Source organism: Rhizobium sp. 3T7, from assembly GCF_020166565.1.
Lineage (GTDB): Bacteria > Pseudomonadota > Alphaproteobacteria > Rhizobiales > Rhizobiaceae > Rhizobium.
Genome location: NZ_JAIQXS010000018.1, coordinates 78,312 through 95,261, shown reverse-complemented (window position 1 = coordinate 95,261; position 16,950 = coordinate 78,312). Strand labels below are relative to the sequence as shown.

The following is a 16,950-nucleotide window of genomic DNA, read 5'->3' as shown; positions in this document are numbered from 1 at the left end:
TCATATAAACATATAAAGACTTCTTTATATCATTATTGCCTTCGTCATAGAAGCCTGCTAAACGGCCACCATAGCCGCGCATGCAGCGTGGACGCCATCTGGCGCATGCACGTGCGCTTTCGAATTTTGAGCCGCTTTTCAGCCTGGAGAACCCAATGAGCACTGAAAAAGATTATGTCGTCGCCGACATCGGCCTCGCGGACTTCGGCCGCAAGGAAATCACGATCGCAGAAACCGAGATGCCGGGCCTGATGTCCTGCCGCGCCGAATTCGGCGAAGCAAAGCCGCTCAAGGGCGCACGCATCACCGGTTCGCTGCACATGACGATCCAGACGGCCGTTCTCATCGAAACGCTCGTTGCACTGGGCGCCGAGGTCCGTTGGGCCTCGTGCAACATCTTCTCGACGCAGGATCATGCCGCAGCCGCGATCGCTGCTGCCGGCGTTCCGGTTTTCGCCATCAAGGGCGAGTCGCTGGAAGACTACTGGGTTTACACCGACAAGATCTTCCAGTGGGCTGACGGTGGCCTTTCCAACATGATCCTTGATGATGGCGGCGACGCCACGATGTACATCCTGCTCGGTGCACGCGCTGAAGCCGGCGAGGACGTGCTGTCAAACCCGCATTCCGAAGAGGAAGAAATCCTTTTCGCACAGATCAAGAAGCGTCTGGCCGCATCGCCGGGCTGGTTCACAAAGCAGCGCGATGCCATCAAGGGCGTGACTGAAGAGACCACGACAGGCGTCAACCGCCTCTACCAGCTCAGCCAGAAGGGCCTCCTGCCCTTCCCGGCGATCAACGTCAACGATTCCGTCACCAAGTCGAAGTTCGACAACAAGTACGGGTGCAAGGAATCGCTGGTCGACGGCATCCGCCGTGGCACGGACGTGATGATGGCTGGCAAGGTCGCCGTCGTCTGCGGATATGGCGACGTTGGCAAGGGCTCGGCCGCTTCGCTTCAGGGTGCCGGCGCCCGCGTCAAGGTCACGGAAGTCGATCCGATCTGCGCGCTCCAGGCAGCCATGGACGGTTTCGAGGTCGTCACGCTTGAAGACGTCGTGTCTTCGGCGGACATCTTCATCACCACAACAGGCAACAAGGACGTCATCCGCATCGACCACATGCGTCAGATGAAGGACATGGCGATCGTCGGCAACATCGGCCACTTCGACAATGAAATCGAAGTTGCGGCCCTGCGTAACCTGAAGTGGACCAACATCAAGCCGCAGGTCGACCTGATCGAATTCCCGAAGGGCAACCGCATCATCCTTCTTTCCGAAGGCCGCCTGCTCAACCTCGGCAATGCCACGGGCCATCCGTCCTTCGTCATGTCGGCTTCGTTCACCAACCAGACGCTGGCGCAGATCGAGCTCTTTACCAAGCCCGGCCAGTACCAGAACCAAGTCTATATCCTGCCGAAGCACCTCGACGAAAAGGTTGCACGCCTGCATCTCGACAAGCTCGGCGTGAAGCTGACTCAGCTTTCTGCAGAACAGGCAGCCTATATCGGCGTCACGCCGCAAGGTCCGTACAAGGCAGACCACTACAGATATTGATCCCTAAATCAATATCCACAACATCTAGAGGGCGCCGCATTGACAAATGCGGCGCCCTTATTTTTTGACACACACCTTCCCGCCGATTCCCTTCCGAAGTATTGTTTTAACACTCGATTCGTGGCCACGGACGTGTCCGTTTGCTTCGAAAATGGGATGTCTTGTCGTGATGCGGCACATTAAAGGACGGAGACATACCGCGCATGTCGGAAATGATGCACAGCCTGGTCGAACAGGCGGAGGACGGCGCTCACGCTGGTTCCTGCCCGCTCTATTCAGGTGAACGGAAACCTGTCGACAGTTCAAAGACCGTCACCGAAAAGCCAGGAATATTGGCTCGTGTGGCGCGGATTTTTGCCGCTGGCACCGCAATCGCATCGATTGCGCCACCGGTTTTCGCGCAGGTCGGGGCCGAGGCTGTCGCATCCGCGCATCTCTTCACCTCGTCGCAGGTTGTCGGCCTCTCCGTCGTCATCGGCGTAATCTCCGCCGCGCTGCTTTCAACTCTCTGGGTTGTACGCCAGCGCGGCAACCTCGAAAGCGAAAGCCGTGAAATCCGCTCGGCCCTCTCGGACGCGCAGCAGCGCATCTCGCAGTATCAGGCGCTGATTGCCGACAAGAATCGCCGGATTGTAATCTGGGATGGCAATGAGCGTCCTGAGCTTATCGGTCAGCTTCCAGCCGAAACCGGGGCACCGCAGGACAGCGAATTCCTTGCTTTCGGCCTGTGGCTCAAGTCCCGCTCTGCATCCGAGCTCGAGCACGCGATCGACGGCCTGCGCGGGTCAGCCCACAGCTTCGACATGGTCGTTGAAACCCACCGTGAGGAAATCCTTGAAGCGCAAGGCCGGGTTTCCGGCGGTCGGGCATTCGTCCGGTTTGTCGCGCTGAACAATCTTCGTGCCGAACTTGCCGAGCTAAAGATCGAACGGGACAGGCTGTTGTCGTCGATCTCAGCGTTCCAGGGCATGCTCGATGCAATCGATCTGCCGGCATGGCAGCGAGATACCGAAGGGCGGCTGACCTGGGTCAATCACGCCTATGGCGAAGCCGTAGAGGCCCCGACACCAGAGCAGGCGGTCAGTGAAGGCCGCGAGTTCCTGACCACGGTTGCCCGCGAGCGCATCCGCGCCACGGCGACGACTGAATCGCCATTCCACGACAAGATCTCGACCGTCGTGCGTGGCAACCGCACCTTCTTCGACGTTGTCGATGTGAAAGTCCCAAGCGGCTCCGCCGGCATAGCGGTCGACGTTTCCGGCATCGAAGCTGTTCGCGCCGAATTGGAGCGGACGCTGAAAAGCCACGCCGAAACACTCGATCATCTCGCAACGCCGGTGGCGATCTTCGATGGCGAACGTCGGCTACAGTTCTACAACCAGGCTTTCGTCTCCCTCTGGGAGCTGGACATCGCCTTCCTCGAGAGCCGCCCCGACAATGCGGAACTGCTGGAGCGCCTGCGTGCGGCCAAGAAGCTGCCAGACCAACTGAACTGGAAATCCTGGAAGGAAGCCGCGCTTTCGGTCTACCGGGCGCTCGATACTCAGTCAGACCTCTGGCACTTGCCGAACGGGCAGACACTGCGGGTCTTTGCGACGGCGCATCCGCAGGGCGGCGCCACTTGGGTGTTCGAGAACCTGACCGAACAGGTCGACCTCGAGACACGCTACAATACGCTGCTCAAGGTTCAAGGCGAGACGATCGACCATCTCTCGGAGGGTGTTGCTGTCTTTGGGCCGGACGGGCGCATTCGCCTCTCAAACCCCGCATTCCGAGCACTCTGGGGAATCACTGAGGCCGAGGCAAAACCCAGCACGCATATCCGCGCCCTTGGCGAGGCATGCTCTCAGTCCTATGACCGTCCTGACGGATGGAAGACCTTTGCAGAGCTGATCACCAGCTTCGACGACGAGCGCCGCTCCAGCCAGGGAACGCTCGAGCTGTTCTCAGGTCTCGTGCTCGACTACGCCGTCATTCCGTTGCCGAATGCACAGACGATGCTGACCTTCGTCAACATGACCGACAGCGTCCGAGCCGAGCGCGCCCTGACGGAAAAGAACGAAGCGCTGCGCAAGGCGGACGAGCTCAAAAACGACTTCGTCCAGCACGTTTCCTATGAGCTGCGCTCGCCACTGACCAACATCATCGGCTTCACCGATCTGCTGCGCACGCCGGGCCTCGGACCGCTGAACGACCGGCAGGCGGAATACATCGATCACATCTCGACCTCCTCTTCCGTCCTGCTGACGTTGGTCAACGACATCCTCGATCTTGCCACGGTCGATGCCGGGATCATGCGGCTCAATTACTCGCCGATCGACCTCGGAGACCTGCTCGACGACGTATCGATGCAGATCGCCGACAGGCTTCAGGAAAGCGGCGTGACGCTCGAGATTACCGCTCCAGCACATCTGGGATCACTCGTTGCCGATCCGCAGAGACTGAAGCAGATCCTTGTGAAGCTGCTTTCCAACGCATCCAACTTCTCTCCAGAAGGCTCGTCGATCTCGCTCGAGTGCAGACGCGAGGGGACGGATTTTGTCTTCTCCGTACGCGATCGCGGCCCTGGCATTTCGCAGGACATGATCGCCAACGTGTTCGACCGGTTCTCGACTGGCGCAAAGAGCGGCAAGAGAGGCGGCGCCGGGCTCGGACTGTCGATCGTCGACAGCTTCGTCAGTCTTCACCATGGGACGGTCACCATTGACAGCCAACCGGGCAAGGGCACGATCGTGACCTGCCGGATTCCTTCGGTCGATCTCCCGACATCCGTCGCAGCCGAATAATGGCGCGTACTCCTGTCATTTCTCTCTTCCTGAAGGATGAAGCGGAGACAATCCGCTTTGGGGAGGATCTGGCGCTGGCGTTGAAGCCGGGAGACTGCCTTGCCCTTTCGGGCGACCTTGGCGCTGGGAAATCCTCACTTGCCCGTGCGTTCCTTCGCGCGATGGCGGCTGACGACGACCTTGAGGTGCCAAGCCCCACCTTCACCCTAGTGCAGGCCTATGATCTGCGCATACCCGTCGCACATTTCGATCTCTACCGTCTCGGCGATCCGACCGAACTGACAGAACTCGGCTTCGATGAAGCACTTCAGGACGGCATCTGTCTGGTGGAGTGGCCTGAGATGGCGAGCGACGAGCTGCCAGCAGACCGGATCGCACTGAAGCTGGAGCACGAGGGCCCAGGGCGTCGTGTGACCATTGCAGCACCGGAAAAGCAGACCGCGCGAATCCGGCGGATCCTTGCCATACGTGATTTCCTTGTTGATGCGGGATATCCCGGCGCGAAGCGTCGTTTCCTGACAGGCGACGCCTCTCTTCGAGCCTACGAGGCCGTCTATACCGACGATGGGACGCGAAGTATCCTGATGGACTGGCCACCGCTTCCGGAAGGACCGCCGGTCTTGGACGGCAAGCCATATCCGAAGGTCGCGCATATCGCGGAAAATGCCTATCCTTTCGTCGCCATTGCGAGTGTGCTGCGACAGGAGGGCTTTGCCGCACCCGAGGTCTACCGGGTCGACTATGACCAAGGCATTCTGCTTCTGGAGGACCTCGGCACCGACGGCGTTCTGGATACGCAAGGCCAGCCCATCGGCGATCGCTACCGGGCAAGCGTCGCTTGCCTAGCGCATCTCCATTCGCTGACAATCCCGCAGGACATCCGCGTCACGGATAGCCATGTCCACCACATCCCGGACTTCGACCGAACGGCGATGAAGATGGAAGTGCGCCTCGTTCTCGACTGGCATCTCCCCTGGCGGCGCGGGGGTGCTGCTGCCAGCGATGCGGAGCGCAATGAATACCTCGCCATCTGGGACGGGCTCATCGACGAATTGGAGACCTGCGAAAAGGGGCTTCTCCTTCGTGATTTTCACTCGCCGAATATAATCTGGCGAGAGAACGAGAGGGGCGTTGCGCGCGTCGGATTGATCGACTTCCAGGATGCGATGATCGGCCCCACGGCTTACGATCTCGCTTCGATCGCGCAAGACGCGCGCGTCACAATCGCGCCCGATCTGTTCCAGCAGTTGATGGATGACTACCTAGCGCTGCGCAGAGCGCAGGGGCGATTCGACGAGGCCCGCTTCCTGAAGAGTTGGGCAATCATGTCGACGCAACGCAACTGCAAGCTTGCCGGCCTCTGGGTTCGCTTGATGCAGAGGGACGGAAAGCCCGCCTACATGAAGCATCTGCCGCGCACGCTCTCCTATCTTTCGGTAGCGTTGAAACACGAAACGCTTGCCCCCTTGCGCGACTGGTTCGTAAGGGCTGGAATAGTGCCAGGCGAATCATAATTTCTTGGATCAGATGAGCATCAAGCAAGCCATGGTTCTCGCTGCAGGTCTTGGAACCCGCATGCGGCCAATCACCGACACCATCCCGAAGCCGCTCGTGAAGATCGACGGTAAGGCGATGATCGATTACGCGCTGGATTCTCTTGTGGAAGCCGGCGTCGAAAGGGCCGTGGTAAATGTTCATCACCACGTCGACCAGATGCTGGCTCACTTGGCTTCATACAAAGGCCTCGAGATCATTGTCTCCGACGAGCGCGAGAAGCTGATGAACAACGGCGGTGGGCTTGCAAAGGGCCTGAAGCTGCTTGCTCCCGGCAAGGTATTCGTCACGAATGCCGACCTTTTCTGGATCGGAGAGCGTCCGGGTCTTCCGAGCAACCTGACACGTTTAGCCGGATTCTTTCAACCGCAAAGCATGGACATGGCCATGCTCTGTGTGAAGTTGGAAGATACCACCGGGCACAACGGCAAGAACGATTTCAATATGGCCAGGGATGGCCGTTTGACGCGCTTTGCCGATTCCGGGCCGAGCCCGGTCGTCTACGCCGGCGCGATCGCCATGGACACATCGTTCCTCGATGACGCTCCGGCCGATCCGTTCAACCTCAATCTTTATTTCGACAAGGCGATCTCTCGGGGACGGCTCTACGGCACAGTGCTCCAAGGACACTGGCTTACCGTCGGCACGCCCGAGGCAATCGGCGAAGCGGAGGAAACGATCCGGCGCTACCGGACGTTTGCATGACGGATGGCCGAGCAGCACCGGCCAAGGATTTTGACCATCCCAGCAGGGCTTCCTTTCCTGAAGACCCTTGCGGAAGGCCTCTGTGACGGCAGGTTGACACCCCGTTTTCGGTATGATCCCGACGACCCTCTGTCGCTTTCAAAGGTCACCATCTATCTGCCGACGAGACGTGCTGCACGCGTCCTTCGCTCCGAATTCGTCGACTTTCTTGGCGGGCGATCGGCAATCTTGCCGGTCATCCGCCCGCTCGGCGAAACCGACGACGACAGCGGGTATTTCGATGAAGCCCTGCCGGCGACGTTGGATCTTGCGCAGCCGCTATCGAACACCGCGCGCCTGCTGGAGCTCGCGCGCCTCATTCTTGCCTGGCGAAACAGGCTGCCGGAGATCGTGCGCAGCATCCACTCCGATTCGCCGCTCGTCGCTCCCGCGAGCCCGGCCGACGCCATTTGGCTTGCGCGCAATCTTGCCGAATTGATCGACGCCATCGAGACCGAGGATCGGGATTGGACCGAACTGTCCCGATTGAACGCGAAAGACTATGCGCTCTGGTGGCAGCTGACCTCCGAATTCCTGCAGATCGCCAGCGCCTTCTGGCCGGAAAGACTGAACGAGCTCGGCAAATCGTCTCCGGCGAGGCATCGCAACGCCATCCTTCGTGCCGAAGCAAATCGCTTTGCGACGGTCCCGCCGATGGGACCCATTATCATTGCAGGATCGACGGGCTCGGTGCCGGCGACGGCCGACTTGATTGCGGCAGTGGCCAATCTTCAGGACGGCGTTATCGTGCTGCCAGGTCTCGATCTCGCTATGCCGGAAGAACATTGGCGAATGGTGGCGCCGGAAGATCAGAAAGATCATCCCGCAGATCCAGCAAGCCGCAGCCACTCGCAATACGGCCTCGCTCAACTTCTGAAACGACTTGGCCTTACTCGCGACGACGTAGTGCCGCTGGCAGAGCCAGCCGAGGCGTTACGGCAGCGCAGCGAAATCCTATCGCATGCCCTCTCGCCGGCTGAAGCCACCAGTGAGTGGGGCGCCTGGAAGGCAAGGCTGCCCGATACTGCCATTTCTTCAGCATTTGCAGACGTCTCGTTGATCGAAGCGGGCAATGAGCGAGAGGAGGCCACTGCCATTGCCATCGCGCTCCGCCTGGCACTCGAACGGCCCGGTAAGGATGGCGAGAGCCGAGCGGCACTGATTACCCCTGATCGGAATCTGGCGCGCCGCGTGACCACTGAATTGTCCCGCTTCGGCATCATTGCGGATGACTCCGCAGGCACGCCGCTTTCCGCGACACCGCAGGGAACATTGCTGCAACTGCTGCTCGAGGCGACGCTTCGCCCGGGTGATCCCGTCGCCATTGTCGGCTTGCTCAAGCATCCGTTGGCACACTTCGGAATGGAGCGCAGCGCGCTTGTCGAAGCGGTAACGGCACTCGAGCTGCTGGCGCTGCGAGGTGGCGTCGCCGATGTCGACATCGCAGCGCTGGAGCCGCTACTTGAACAACAGTTGTCGGAGCACGCCTTGGATCGTCATGCGCCGCAATGGCGTAAAGCGCTCCCGGTGGATGCCGTCGATCGCGCGCGCGCGCTAGCCCGCCGGGTTGCTGTGGTTACCGAACCGCTGGCTTCCGCGCTTGTCCGAAGCTTGCCAGAAGAACACGGCCTGACGACAAGCTTTGCACTCTCCGATTGGGCAAGACGTACCGGGCGCGCGCTGGAGGCAGTGGTCGGCGACGAGCGTGGCGACCTTGCGGCACTCTGGTCGGGCGAGGCCGGCAACACGTTGGCTTCAATGCTCGGCGAAGTCATCGAAACCGAGGGGCAGATCGACGCCGACGGTCCGCAGTGGATCGATATCATCGCGGCACTCTTGGCGGGGCAAGCGGCAAAGCCGCGCGCCCTGAGCCATCCAAGGCTATTCATCTTCGGCACGTTGGAAGCGCGCCTGCAGAGTGTAGACACTCTCATCCTGGGAGGGCTGAACGAAGGATCGTGGCCGGGACAGACGTCCAACAACCCGTTCGTCTCCCGAACAATGAAGACGGAGATTGGCCTGGAACCACCGGAGCGGCGAATCGGTCAACTGGCGCACGATTTCGAAATGGCCAATGGAACGCGCCATCTCATCTATTCGCGCGCCCTCAGGCAAGGGTCGACGCCGACGGTCGCGTCGCGTTGGTTACAGCGACTGCTTGCCTTCGGTGGAAAGGCGTTCGAAGCTGAACTCAAGGGTCGCGGCGACAATTTCGTGCATTGGGCAAACCTGATCGACCAAGGCGACCGCCAGGCAACCGCGCAGCGTCCAAGTCCGACGCCACCACGGGAAATGCAGCCGAAGTCGTACTCGTTCAGCGAGGTCGGACGCCTGCGTCGTGACCCGTATGCGATCTATGCGCGCCGCGTTTTACGCCTCGATCCAGTCGCTCCGTTCAACCGAGACCCTGGCGCTGCGGAACGCGGAACGCTCTATCACAAGATCATCGACCGCTTCGTACGCGAAAGCCACGTTGCCGGAACACCGGCGGCGGAAACGGCGATGGAGATTATTCTGACCGAGCTCTTCGACACGGAGCAGCTCCCCGCGCACATCGATGCGGTGTGGCGTCCGCGTTTCCGGGAAGTTGCCCGTGCCTTTCTCGAGTGGGAGGCGCAGCGACGACCGGTCATTCGAAGAACGCTGACAGAGGTGCGTGGCGGTGTCGAGTTGGAGCCCATCAATGTTCGCCTGAGCGGCGTCGCCGACCGGATCGACATCACAGGAAGCGGCACCGCCGACATCATCGACTACAAGACCGGACACAATCCTTCTCCGGCGCAGGCGCGCGCCCTTCTCGATCCCCAGTTGGCGCTGGAGGCGGCCGCGCTCCATGCCGGCGCCTTCCGGGACGCGGGTAGTCTGGTTCCGCAGGATCTTCTCTATGTGCGTCTGCGGCCGGGAGATCGCTTCAAGGTCGACACCGTTAACAATGAGACATCGACCAGGAACGATAAGGCGAAGTCGGCGATGGATCTGGCCGCGGACTCGATCGATCAATTAATAAAGTTTGTCGCGCTTCTGCAGTCGGGCGAGAAGGGCTTCACCTCGCGGCTCGTGCCGGCACAACAGTTCGACTTCGGCGGTGACTACGATCATCTGGCGCGCGTTTCCGAATGGTCAGCCGCAGAGAGCGATGAGGCAGCCAGCGATGAATGACGAACCAACATTGCCCGAGGACGACGATCCTCTCGCCTGGACGAGTTGGACGACCATCCAGCAGTCGATCGCATCCGATCCGCAACGCTCGGCCTGGGTTTCGGCGAATGCCGGCTCCGGAAAGACCCACGTTCTCACGCAGCGTGTCATTCGGCTGCTGCTTGCCGGGGCACGTCCATCAGCAATCCTCTGCTTGACCTATACAAAAGCGGCAGCCTCGGAGATGTCGAACCGCATCTTCGAGCGGCTTGCAGAGTGGGCCGTCCTACCAGATGAAGAACTTGAAGAACGCATCGCGCGGATCGAGGGCAAGGCGCCGGACGCGGGAAAGCGCGCGGAAGCGAGGCGGCTTTTTGCCAAAGCGCTGGAGACACCGGGCGGCCTGAAGATCCAGACCATTCACGCATTTTGCGAAGCGCTGCTGCACCAGTTTCCGCTGGAAGCAAATGTCGCCGGGCACTTCTCCGTGCTCGACGATCGGGCAACCGCAACGCTTCTCGCGGATGCACGACGGTTCCTCCTCACCGCGACGACGCCAGAGGACGACCCAGCGCTCGCGGAGGCCTTTGGCTATGTTCTCAACCTTGGCGATGAGTCGGGCCTGGAAAATCTGCTGGAAGAGATTATCGCCAATCGCAATGCAATCCGCGCCTTTACGCAAGATGCGGAACGCAAGGGTGGCCTCGATGTAGTACTGCGCAAGAAGCTTCGCCTTTCCGCCAACGACACGGCGACTGGAATCGCCGATGAGTATTGGCCGCTTCCTGGTCTGACCGGCAGTGTACTCGACCGGTATTTGGACGTCGCTGACCAAAAGGGCGGTGCCAAGGCGCACGAAATTGCGGCTGGCCTACGGTCGCTGGCGCGCGAGCGCGACTCTGCGCGACGCGCTTCGCTGCTGGAGAAAATCTTTCTGACAGGCAAGGGAGAACCGAAGACGGATTCGCAGTTTCTCGTGAAGGCGATGTCGAGCGAAGCGCCGGAGCTCATCGACGCCGTGACAGCGGCGCGAGCACACGTCGTACTGTGCCGGGATCGGTTGAAAACGGCGCGCATGTACGAGGCAACGCGTGCTGCACTGATTCTCGCCGACCGTCTCAACAAGGACTACGACGACCTCAAGAAGCAGCGCAGCCAACTCGACTTCGAGGATCTGATAACGCGAACGGCCGAGCTCTTGAACAAGAGCGACGTCGGGCCGTGGATCCACTACAAGCTCGACCAGGGTATCGACCATATTCTCGTCGACGAGGCACAGGATACGAGCCCGATCCAGTGGAGCGTCATCCAGTCGCTGGCGGCGGATTTCTTTTCCGGCGAAAGTGCCCGCAATGCGGTGCGGACGCTTTTTGCCGTTGGCGACGAAAAGCAATCTATCTATTCGTTCCAGGGCGCCCGTCCCGAACGCTTCTCGGAGGAAAGCCAGCAGACGCGCCGGCGCGTCTCCCAGGGCGGGCTTGCCTTCTCGACGGTGCGGCTTCCGCTCTCGTTCCGATCGACCTCGGATGTGCTCGCCGCCGTCGATCATATCTTCACACCAGCCGAGAACGCTCGTGGGCTGAGCGCGACGGGCGAGCCCGTGGTTCACCGTTCCAACCGCATCGGCCACCCCGGCGCGGTCGACCTCTGGGAGATGGTTGCGCCTGAGGTAACAATAAAGGAAGAGGACTGGACCGCACCTTTTGACGCCACGCCGGAGAGCGCCCCGGCATCCGTTCTCGCGCGTCGCATTGCCCACACGATCGGCAATCTTGTCGGCAAGGAAACCATCGTCGAGAAGGGCAAGGAGCGGCTGATCGAGGCTGGCGATATCCTCGTGCTGGTACGCAAGCGCGACGCCTTCGTCAACGCATTGACGCGCGCGTTGAAGCGACGCGGCGACATACCGGTTGCCGGCGCCGATCGCCTACGCCTGACGAGCCACATCGCAGTGCAGGACCTCGTGGCGCTCGGCCGCTTTCTGCTTTTGCCCGAAGATGACCTCTCATTGACCGCGCTCATGAAGAGCCCGCTTCTCGATCTGAGCGAAGACGACGTGTTCGCAGTCGCCGCCCTTCGCGCGGAGGGCGAGACTGCCTGGGCTCACGTTCAGAAGTTCGCCGCCGACGGCAGCGCGCGCTTCGAAACGGCCGTCACGCGCCTCAAGCTCTTCCTGGATGAATCCAAGAGCCTGCCGGTCCATGACTTCTATGCGCGCGTTCTGGGATGCCACGGCGGGCGACGGCAATTCCTTGCCCGGCTCGGAACCGAGGTCAGCGATATTCTCGATGAATTCCTGACATTCGCGCTCGACCACGAAAGCGCGGGCCTACCCGGCCTGCAGTCCTTCATCTCAACGCTTGAGATCGAAGCACCAGAGGTAAAACGTGAGCAGGACAAGGGTCGCAACGAAGTCCGGATCATGACCGTGCACGCGTCAAAGGGCCTTGAGGCACCGATCGTGTTCCTGGTCGACGGCGGGTCCAAGGCCTTCACGCCCTCGCACATGCCAAAACTTCGGCTACTTGAGCAGGAGCACGGCGAACCGCCCATGCCGGCCTGGGTTCCCCTCGGCGATCTCAGCAACTCCCTGACCCAAGCCGATGCGACGCGTATCCAATCGCTGGCGGAACAGGAGTATCGGCGGCTGCTCTATGTCGCGATGACCCGGGCCGCCGACCGGCTGACCGTTTGCGGCTACCGGGGAATTCGGCCCAACACCGACACCTGGCATGCGATGATTTCCGTCGCGATGACGGACAGTCATCCGCATGTGTCAGCTGCGACATTTTCCGGACCGGACGATAGCTGGGCTGGTATCAAATGGAGAGTTCCGCGGGTGGAGCGAAGCTTTGAACGGCTCGGACGCATCGAACAGACGGCCAGGCAAGAGTCGATCCCGCCCAGCCTGGACAGGCCGCTGCCACCGCGTAAACAACTGCCTCGCCCGCTTAGCCCGTCTGGCGTCGGAACTATCGTCGATGATGGCGCCGATGACCTCCTCATCGCCTCCCCGCTTTTCGTCGAAAAAGGCACGCCGGATCGCTCGCTCCAGAAGGGGCGGCTCCTCCACCGCATGCTGCAGACGCTGCCGGATGTGCCGCGTGGTGAACAGGCAGATGCGGCTGTGCGCTACACCAAGCGTGCCGCGTCGTTCTGGCCGGAAGCAGAACGGCAGCAACTGGTCGATTCGGTGGTGAAACTATTGCGGGACCCGAGCCTCGAATCCGTATTCTCAACCCATGCACAGGCGGAAGTCTCGGTCATGGGCACGCTGACGATCGGCGGAGTCGACCACGCTGTTTCGGGCCGCGTCGATAGAATGGCAGTCTTCGACGAGCGCGTCGTGGTGCTCGACTATAAGACCAATCGTGTCCCGCCGCAGACGGCAGAGGCGATCCCTTTTGCCCACAAGGCGCAGCTTGCCATCTATCGTGAAATCCTGGCGCCGCTCTACCCTGGCAAGCGTATCGATTGCGTGCTCGTCTATACCGAAAACGGCTCCGTTCACACGCTGACGTCGGACGCATTGGCGTCGGCGCTTGCGCAACTTGAGACAAAGTGAAATACCGGGCATTGAAATGCCCGCACCGCACGCTCACATGTGTTTCAACAGGAATCCGTAAAGGAGCAGCCTATGGCTACCGTAAAAGTCGATATCAACAACTTCCAGTCGGAAGTTCTGGAATCCGCAGAACCCGTCGTCGTCGATTTCTGGGCTGAATGGTGCGGCCCGTGCAAGATGATCGCCCCCAGCCTCGAAGAACTCGCCATCGAGTTTGAGGGTAAGGTGAAAGTCGCCAAGCTCAACATCGATGAGAACCCGGAACTCGCCGCCCAGTTTGGCGTCCGTTCCATTCCGACACTCGCCATATTCAAGGCCGGCGAAGTTGCTGACATCAAGGTTGGCGCTGCCCCGAAGACCGCTCTTTCGAGCTGGATCTCAAGCGCCGCTTAATTTGCCCATAAGCAGATACGAAGAAGCCCGGCATTTGACCGGGCTTTTTTTATTTCGGAGGCGTGCCATTGTCAGCAAGCACATCGCCTACAAGATAAAGAGAGCCGCCTATCAGGATGCGCGGCGGATGGGCCTGTTCAAAGGCACCTTCCTTGATTGCCTCCAATGCGTCACTGACGGTCGACATCGGTTCTGCGACGAGACCCGCATCGTAGGCGGCGTTTGCCAGGATGACCGGGTCTATCATTGCCTCGCTGCCGCGAATCGGCACGCAATAGACCTTCTCCGCCAATCCCTTGAAAGCCTTGAAGTAGCCAACCGGATCCTTGGTGTTGATCATGCCTATGATCAGGAAGAGCGGCCGCGGCTGCCTTTCCTCGAAATTTGCCATAGCTTCGGCGATGACCTCGCCGGCACCGGGATTGTGGCCGCCGTCAACCCAGATTTCTGCCTTGGCCGGGGCACTGGCCATCAGGTGTCCTTCGTTCAGACGCTGAAGGCGGCCCGGCCACTCGACCGATAGCAGCGCCTTTTCCATCATCGCTTCGGTCACCGTGAAGCCCGCAGCCTTGACGGCACGCATCGCGGCAGCGGCATTGGCATATTGGTGACGGCCTGGAAGGCGTGGCAAGGGCAGGTCGGCGAGACCGAACTCGTCCTGATAAACGAGGCGCCCATATTCCTCATGTGCCATATAATCCTGGCCGAAGACGGCGGTCGGGCAGTTCAACCGTTCGGCGGTCGACATCAGAACGTCGAGTGCGGCATCGTATTCCTGCTTGCCGATGACCACCGGGCAACGACGTTTCATGATGCCGGCCTTTTCGGCCGCGATCAGTTCGACCCGATCCCCGAGATAGGGCTGATGGTCCAAGGAAATCGGCATGATGACCGAGACGGCGGGGTTGGAGATGACGTTCGTCGCATCGAAACGGCCGCCGAGGCCAACCTCGATAATGGCGGCATCGGCCGGATGCTCTGAAAACAGTATGAAGGTGACAGCCGTCAGGATCTCGAAAACGGTGATCTTCTGCCCGTCATTGGCGGCCGCGACGCGCCGCACCGCCTCTGCAAAAACGGCATCATCCACGAGTTGCCCGCGGCCACCCTTGACGCCGATCCGATAGCGTTCGTGCCAGTTGACCAAATGCGGAGAGGTATGGACATGGGCGCTGTAACCGCCAGCCTCAAGCAACGCCCGGCAAAACGCTGTCACGGAGCCCTTGCCGTTCGTGCCTGCCACATGGATGACGGGCGGCAGCTTCGTCTGCGGATCACCGAGGATGGAAAGGAGCCGTGTGATGCGATCCAGGGAAAGATCGAAGCCCTTGGGATGCAATCCCATGAGCTTGTCGATTTCCTGCGCTGCTTCACTCACTGCGGCTTGGCCCCTAGGTATCATCGCTCAACCCGGCTGTGATTGGTTTGATCAGGCGCTCGCGGCTATCGCGAGCGTCCCGCTGTTTTCCTTGGAAAGCGCCGCAGCCGGCTTCTTCGTCAGGATCTTCAAGACACGTGCCAGCGTATCCGGAATATCGTGGCGCTTGACCACCATATCGACCATGCCGTGTTCCAGCAGGTATTCGGACGTCTGGAAGCCTTCCGGAAGCTTCTCGCGAATCGTCTGCTCAATGACGCGCTTGCCGGCAAAGCAGATCTCCGCGCCGGGCTCGGCCAGGTGCAGGTCGCCGAGCATCGCGTAAGACGCCGTGACGCCGCCGGTCGTCGGGTTCGTCAAAACAACGATGTAAGGCTGCCCCGCCTCCTTCAGCATGTCGACTGCAACGGTCGTGCGCGGCAGTTGCATGAGCGACAGGATGCCTTCCTGCATGCGAGCGCCACCCGAAGCCGGGAACATGACCAGGGGGCACTTCTCTGCGATGGCGCGTTCGAATGCCTTGACGATTGCCTCGCCGGCGGCGATGCCGAGCGAGCCGCCCATGAAGTTGAACTCGTGGACGACAGCGACGAGCTTCAGACCGTGAACCTTGCCGACGCCGGCGACGATCGTATCTTCCTGATCGGTCTTGATGCGGCTGTCGCGAAGGCGATCCGTGTACTTCTTGGAATCGCGAAACTTCAGCGGGTCCTGCGCGACCTTCGGCTGTACGAGCGCTTCATAGACGCCCTCATCGAAAAGATCGGTAAGGCGAGCCTTCGCCGGCATCTTCATGTGATAGCCGGAGGCCGGAATAACCCACTTGTTGTCTTCCAGATCTTTATGGAAAACCATCTCACCCGTTTCCGGGCACTTGATCCAGAGGTTCTCCGGCACTTCGCGGCGGCCCAGCATGGAATTGATGCGGGGGCGGACGTAGTTGGTGATCCAGTTCAAGTCGAAAACTCCTGATTGACTCTTGCCAATGTGGGGAAACTATTCGGCAGCAACAAGGCGCGCCGAGCGTGTACCCGTTGACAATCCACGAACAAGCGTGGCGACGGCCTGGACGGTATCGGCGGTGGCCTTCCCGTCCTTGGTGAGGCTCGTTGCCACCTGATTGACGATCGCGGTGCCGACAACAACACCATCCGCCGAGCTGCCGATGATCTTTGCGTGGTCGGCGGTCTTGACGCCGAAACCGACACAGACGGGCAGATTGGTGTGCTGCTTGATGCGCTTGACGGCACCCGACACGAGAGAGGGGTCCGGCAGGGCCGAACCGGTGATGCCATTCATCGAAACGTAATAGACGAAGCCGGAGGTGTTTCGCAGAACGGTCGGCAGACGCTTTTCGTCCGTCGTCGGGGTTGCCAGGCGAATGAAATTGATGCCCTTCTTGAGGGCGGGGATGCAGAGTTCATCATCCATCTCCGGCGGAAGGTCGACGACGATGAGCCCGTCGATGCCGGCTGCCAGCGCGTCGTCCAGGAACCTCTCAACGCCGTAGACGTAGATCGGGTTGTAGTATCCCATCATCACGATCGGCGTGGCGTCGTCGGTCTTGCGGAAATCGGCGGCAAGCTGCAGCGTCTTCTTCAGCGTCTGGCCGCCCTTAAGAGCGCGCTGGCCAGCCATCTGGATTGCCGGACCGTCGGCCATCGGATCGGAGAACGGCATGCCGAGCTCGATGACATCGGAACCCGCCTCTGGCAAAGCCTTCATGATGCCGAGCGAGGTTTCGTAGTCCGGATCACCGCCCATGAAATAGGTGACGAGTGCCGGCCGGCCTTCCGCCTTCAGATCGGCGAAGCGTTTATCCATACGTGCGGTCAT

General features: G+C 60.5%; 10 protein-coding genes. 7 read left to right on the top strand and 3 right to left on the bottom strand.

Going from position 1 to position 16,950, the window contains the following annotated elements; all coding sequences use genetic code 11:
- Nucleotides 1-155 precede the first annotated feature (155 nt).
- The 7 genes from ahcY (at nt 156) to trxA (ending at nt 13,736) form a co-directional block, all read left to right on the top strand.
- Nucleotides 156-1,556 (top strand): adenosylhomocysteinase, encoded by a 1,401-nt coding sequence (gene ahcY / locus K9B32_RS21980; protein ID WP_224565977.1) that lies wholly within the window; start codon nt 156-158, stop codon nt 1,554-1,556.
- A 203-nt stretch (nt 1,557-1,759) separates the two neighbouring features.
- Nucleotides 1,760-4,342 (top strand): PAS domain-containing sensor histidine kinase, encoded by a 2,583-nt coding sequence (locus tag K9B32_RS21975; protein WP_224565975.1) that lies wholly within the window; start codon nt 1,760-1,762, stop codon nt 4,340-4,342.
- Complete coding sequence (tsaE, locus tag K9B32_RS21970) at nt 4,342-5,856, top strand: tRNA (adenosine(37)-N6)-threonylcarbamoyltransferase complex ATPase subunit type 1 TsaE (protein ID WP_224565973.1); 1,515 nt, start codon at nt 4,342-4,344, stop codon at nt 5,854-5,856. Before K9B32_RS21975 ends, tsaE begins: the two co-directional genes overlap by 1 nt.
- A 13-nt stretch (nt 5,857-5,869) precedes the next feature.
- Nucleotides 5,870-6,601, top strand: a complete 732-nt coding sequence (locus tag K9B32_RS21965) for a nucleotidyltransferase family protein (protein WP_224565971.1) — start codon at nt 5,870-5,872, stop codon at nt 6,599-6,601.
- Between the two features lie 3 nt (nt 6,602-6,604).
- Complete coding sequence (gene addB / locus K9B32_RS21960) at nt 6,605-9,799, top strand: double-strand break repair protein AddB (RefSeq protein ID WP_224565969.1); 3,195 nt, start codon at nt 6,605-6,607, stop codon at nt 9,797-9,799.
- Entirely contained in the window at nt 9,792-13,343 is a 3,552-nt protein-coding gene (addA, locus tag K9B32_RS21955; RefSeq protein WP_224565967.1) for a double-strand break repair helicase AddA, read from the top strand. The genes addB and addA overlap by 8 nt, the downstream gene beginning before the upstream one ends.
- A gap of 72 nt (nt 13,344-13,415) precedes the next feature.
- The gene (gene trxA / locus K9B32_RS21950; RefSeq protein ID WP_224565965.1) at nt 13,416-13,736 is read left to right on the top strand and encodes a thioredoxin; all 321 of its coding nucleotides are present in this window, start codon (nt 13,416-13,418) and stop codon (nt 13,734-13,736) included.
- Between the two features lie 49 nt (nt 13,737-13,785).
- On the opposite strand, the gene K9B32_RS21945 is transcribed toward trxA, so the two are convergent.
- Genes K9B32_RS21945 through trpA form a run of 3 tightly spaced genes read right to left on the bottom strand, consistent with a single transcriptional unit; the run spans nt 13,786 to nt 16,950 of the window.
- A complete protein-coding gene (locus tag K9B32_RS21945; RefSeq protein ID WP_224565963.1) occupies nt 13,786-15,138 on the bottom strand; it encodes a bifunctional folylpolyglutamate synthase/dihydrofolate synthase in 1,353 nt (450 codons plus the stop codon).
- Between the two features lie 27 nt (nt 15,139-15,165).
- Complete coding sequence (accD, locus tag K9B32_RS21940) at nt 15,166-16,071, bottom strand: acetyl-CoA carboxylase, carboxyltransferase subunit beta (protein ID WP_224565962.1); 906 nt, start codon at nt 16,069-16,071, stop codon at nt 15,166-15,168.
- Between the two features lie 39 nt (nt 16,072-16,110).
- Nucleotides 16,111-16,950: a tryptophan synthase subunit alpha gene (gene trpA / locus K9B32_RS21935; RefSeq protein WP_224565960.1), complete on the bottom strand. Its 840-nt coding sequence runs from the start codon at nt 16,948-16,950 to the stop codon at nt 16,111-16,113.

Bases quoted from the DNA above. Each gene is read 5' to 3' on its own strand.
- ahcY (WP_224565977.1), top strand. From the start codon at position 156: ATGAGCACTGAAAAAGATTATGTCGTCGCCGACATCGGCCTCGCGGAC.
- K9B32_RS21975 (WP_224565975.1), top strand. From the start codon at position 1,760: ATGTCGGAAATGATGCACAGCCTGGTCGAACAGGCGGAGGACGGCGCT.
- tsaE (WP_224565973.1), top strand. From the start codon at position 4,342: ATGGCGCGTACTCCTGTCATTTCTCTCTTCCTGAAGGATGAAGCGGAG.
- K9B32_RS21965 (WP_224565971.1), top strand. From the start codon at position 5,870: ATGAGCATCAAGCAAGCCATGGTTCTCGCTGCAGGTCTTGGAACCCGC.
- addB (WP_224565969.1), top strand. From the start codon at position 6,605: ATGGCCGAGCAGCACCGGCCAAGGATTTTGACCATCCCAGCAGGGCTT.
- addA (WP_224565967.1), top strand. From the start codon at position 9,792: ATGAATGACGAACCAACATTGCCCGAGGACGACGATCCTCTCGCCTGG.
- trxA (WP_224565965.1), top strand. From the start codon at position 13,416: ATGGCTACCGTAAAAGTCGATATCAACAACTTCCAGTCGGAAGTTCTG.
- K9B32_RS21945 (WP_224565963.1), bottom strand. From the start codon at position 15,138: ATGATACCTAGGGGCCAAGCCGCAGTGAGTGAAGCAGCGCAGGAAATC.
- trpA (WP_224565960.1), bottom strand. From the start codon at position 16,950: ATGACCGCACGTATGGATAAACGCTTCGCCGATCTGAAGGCGGAAGGC.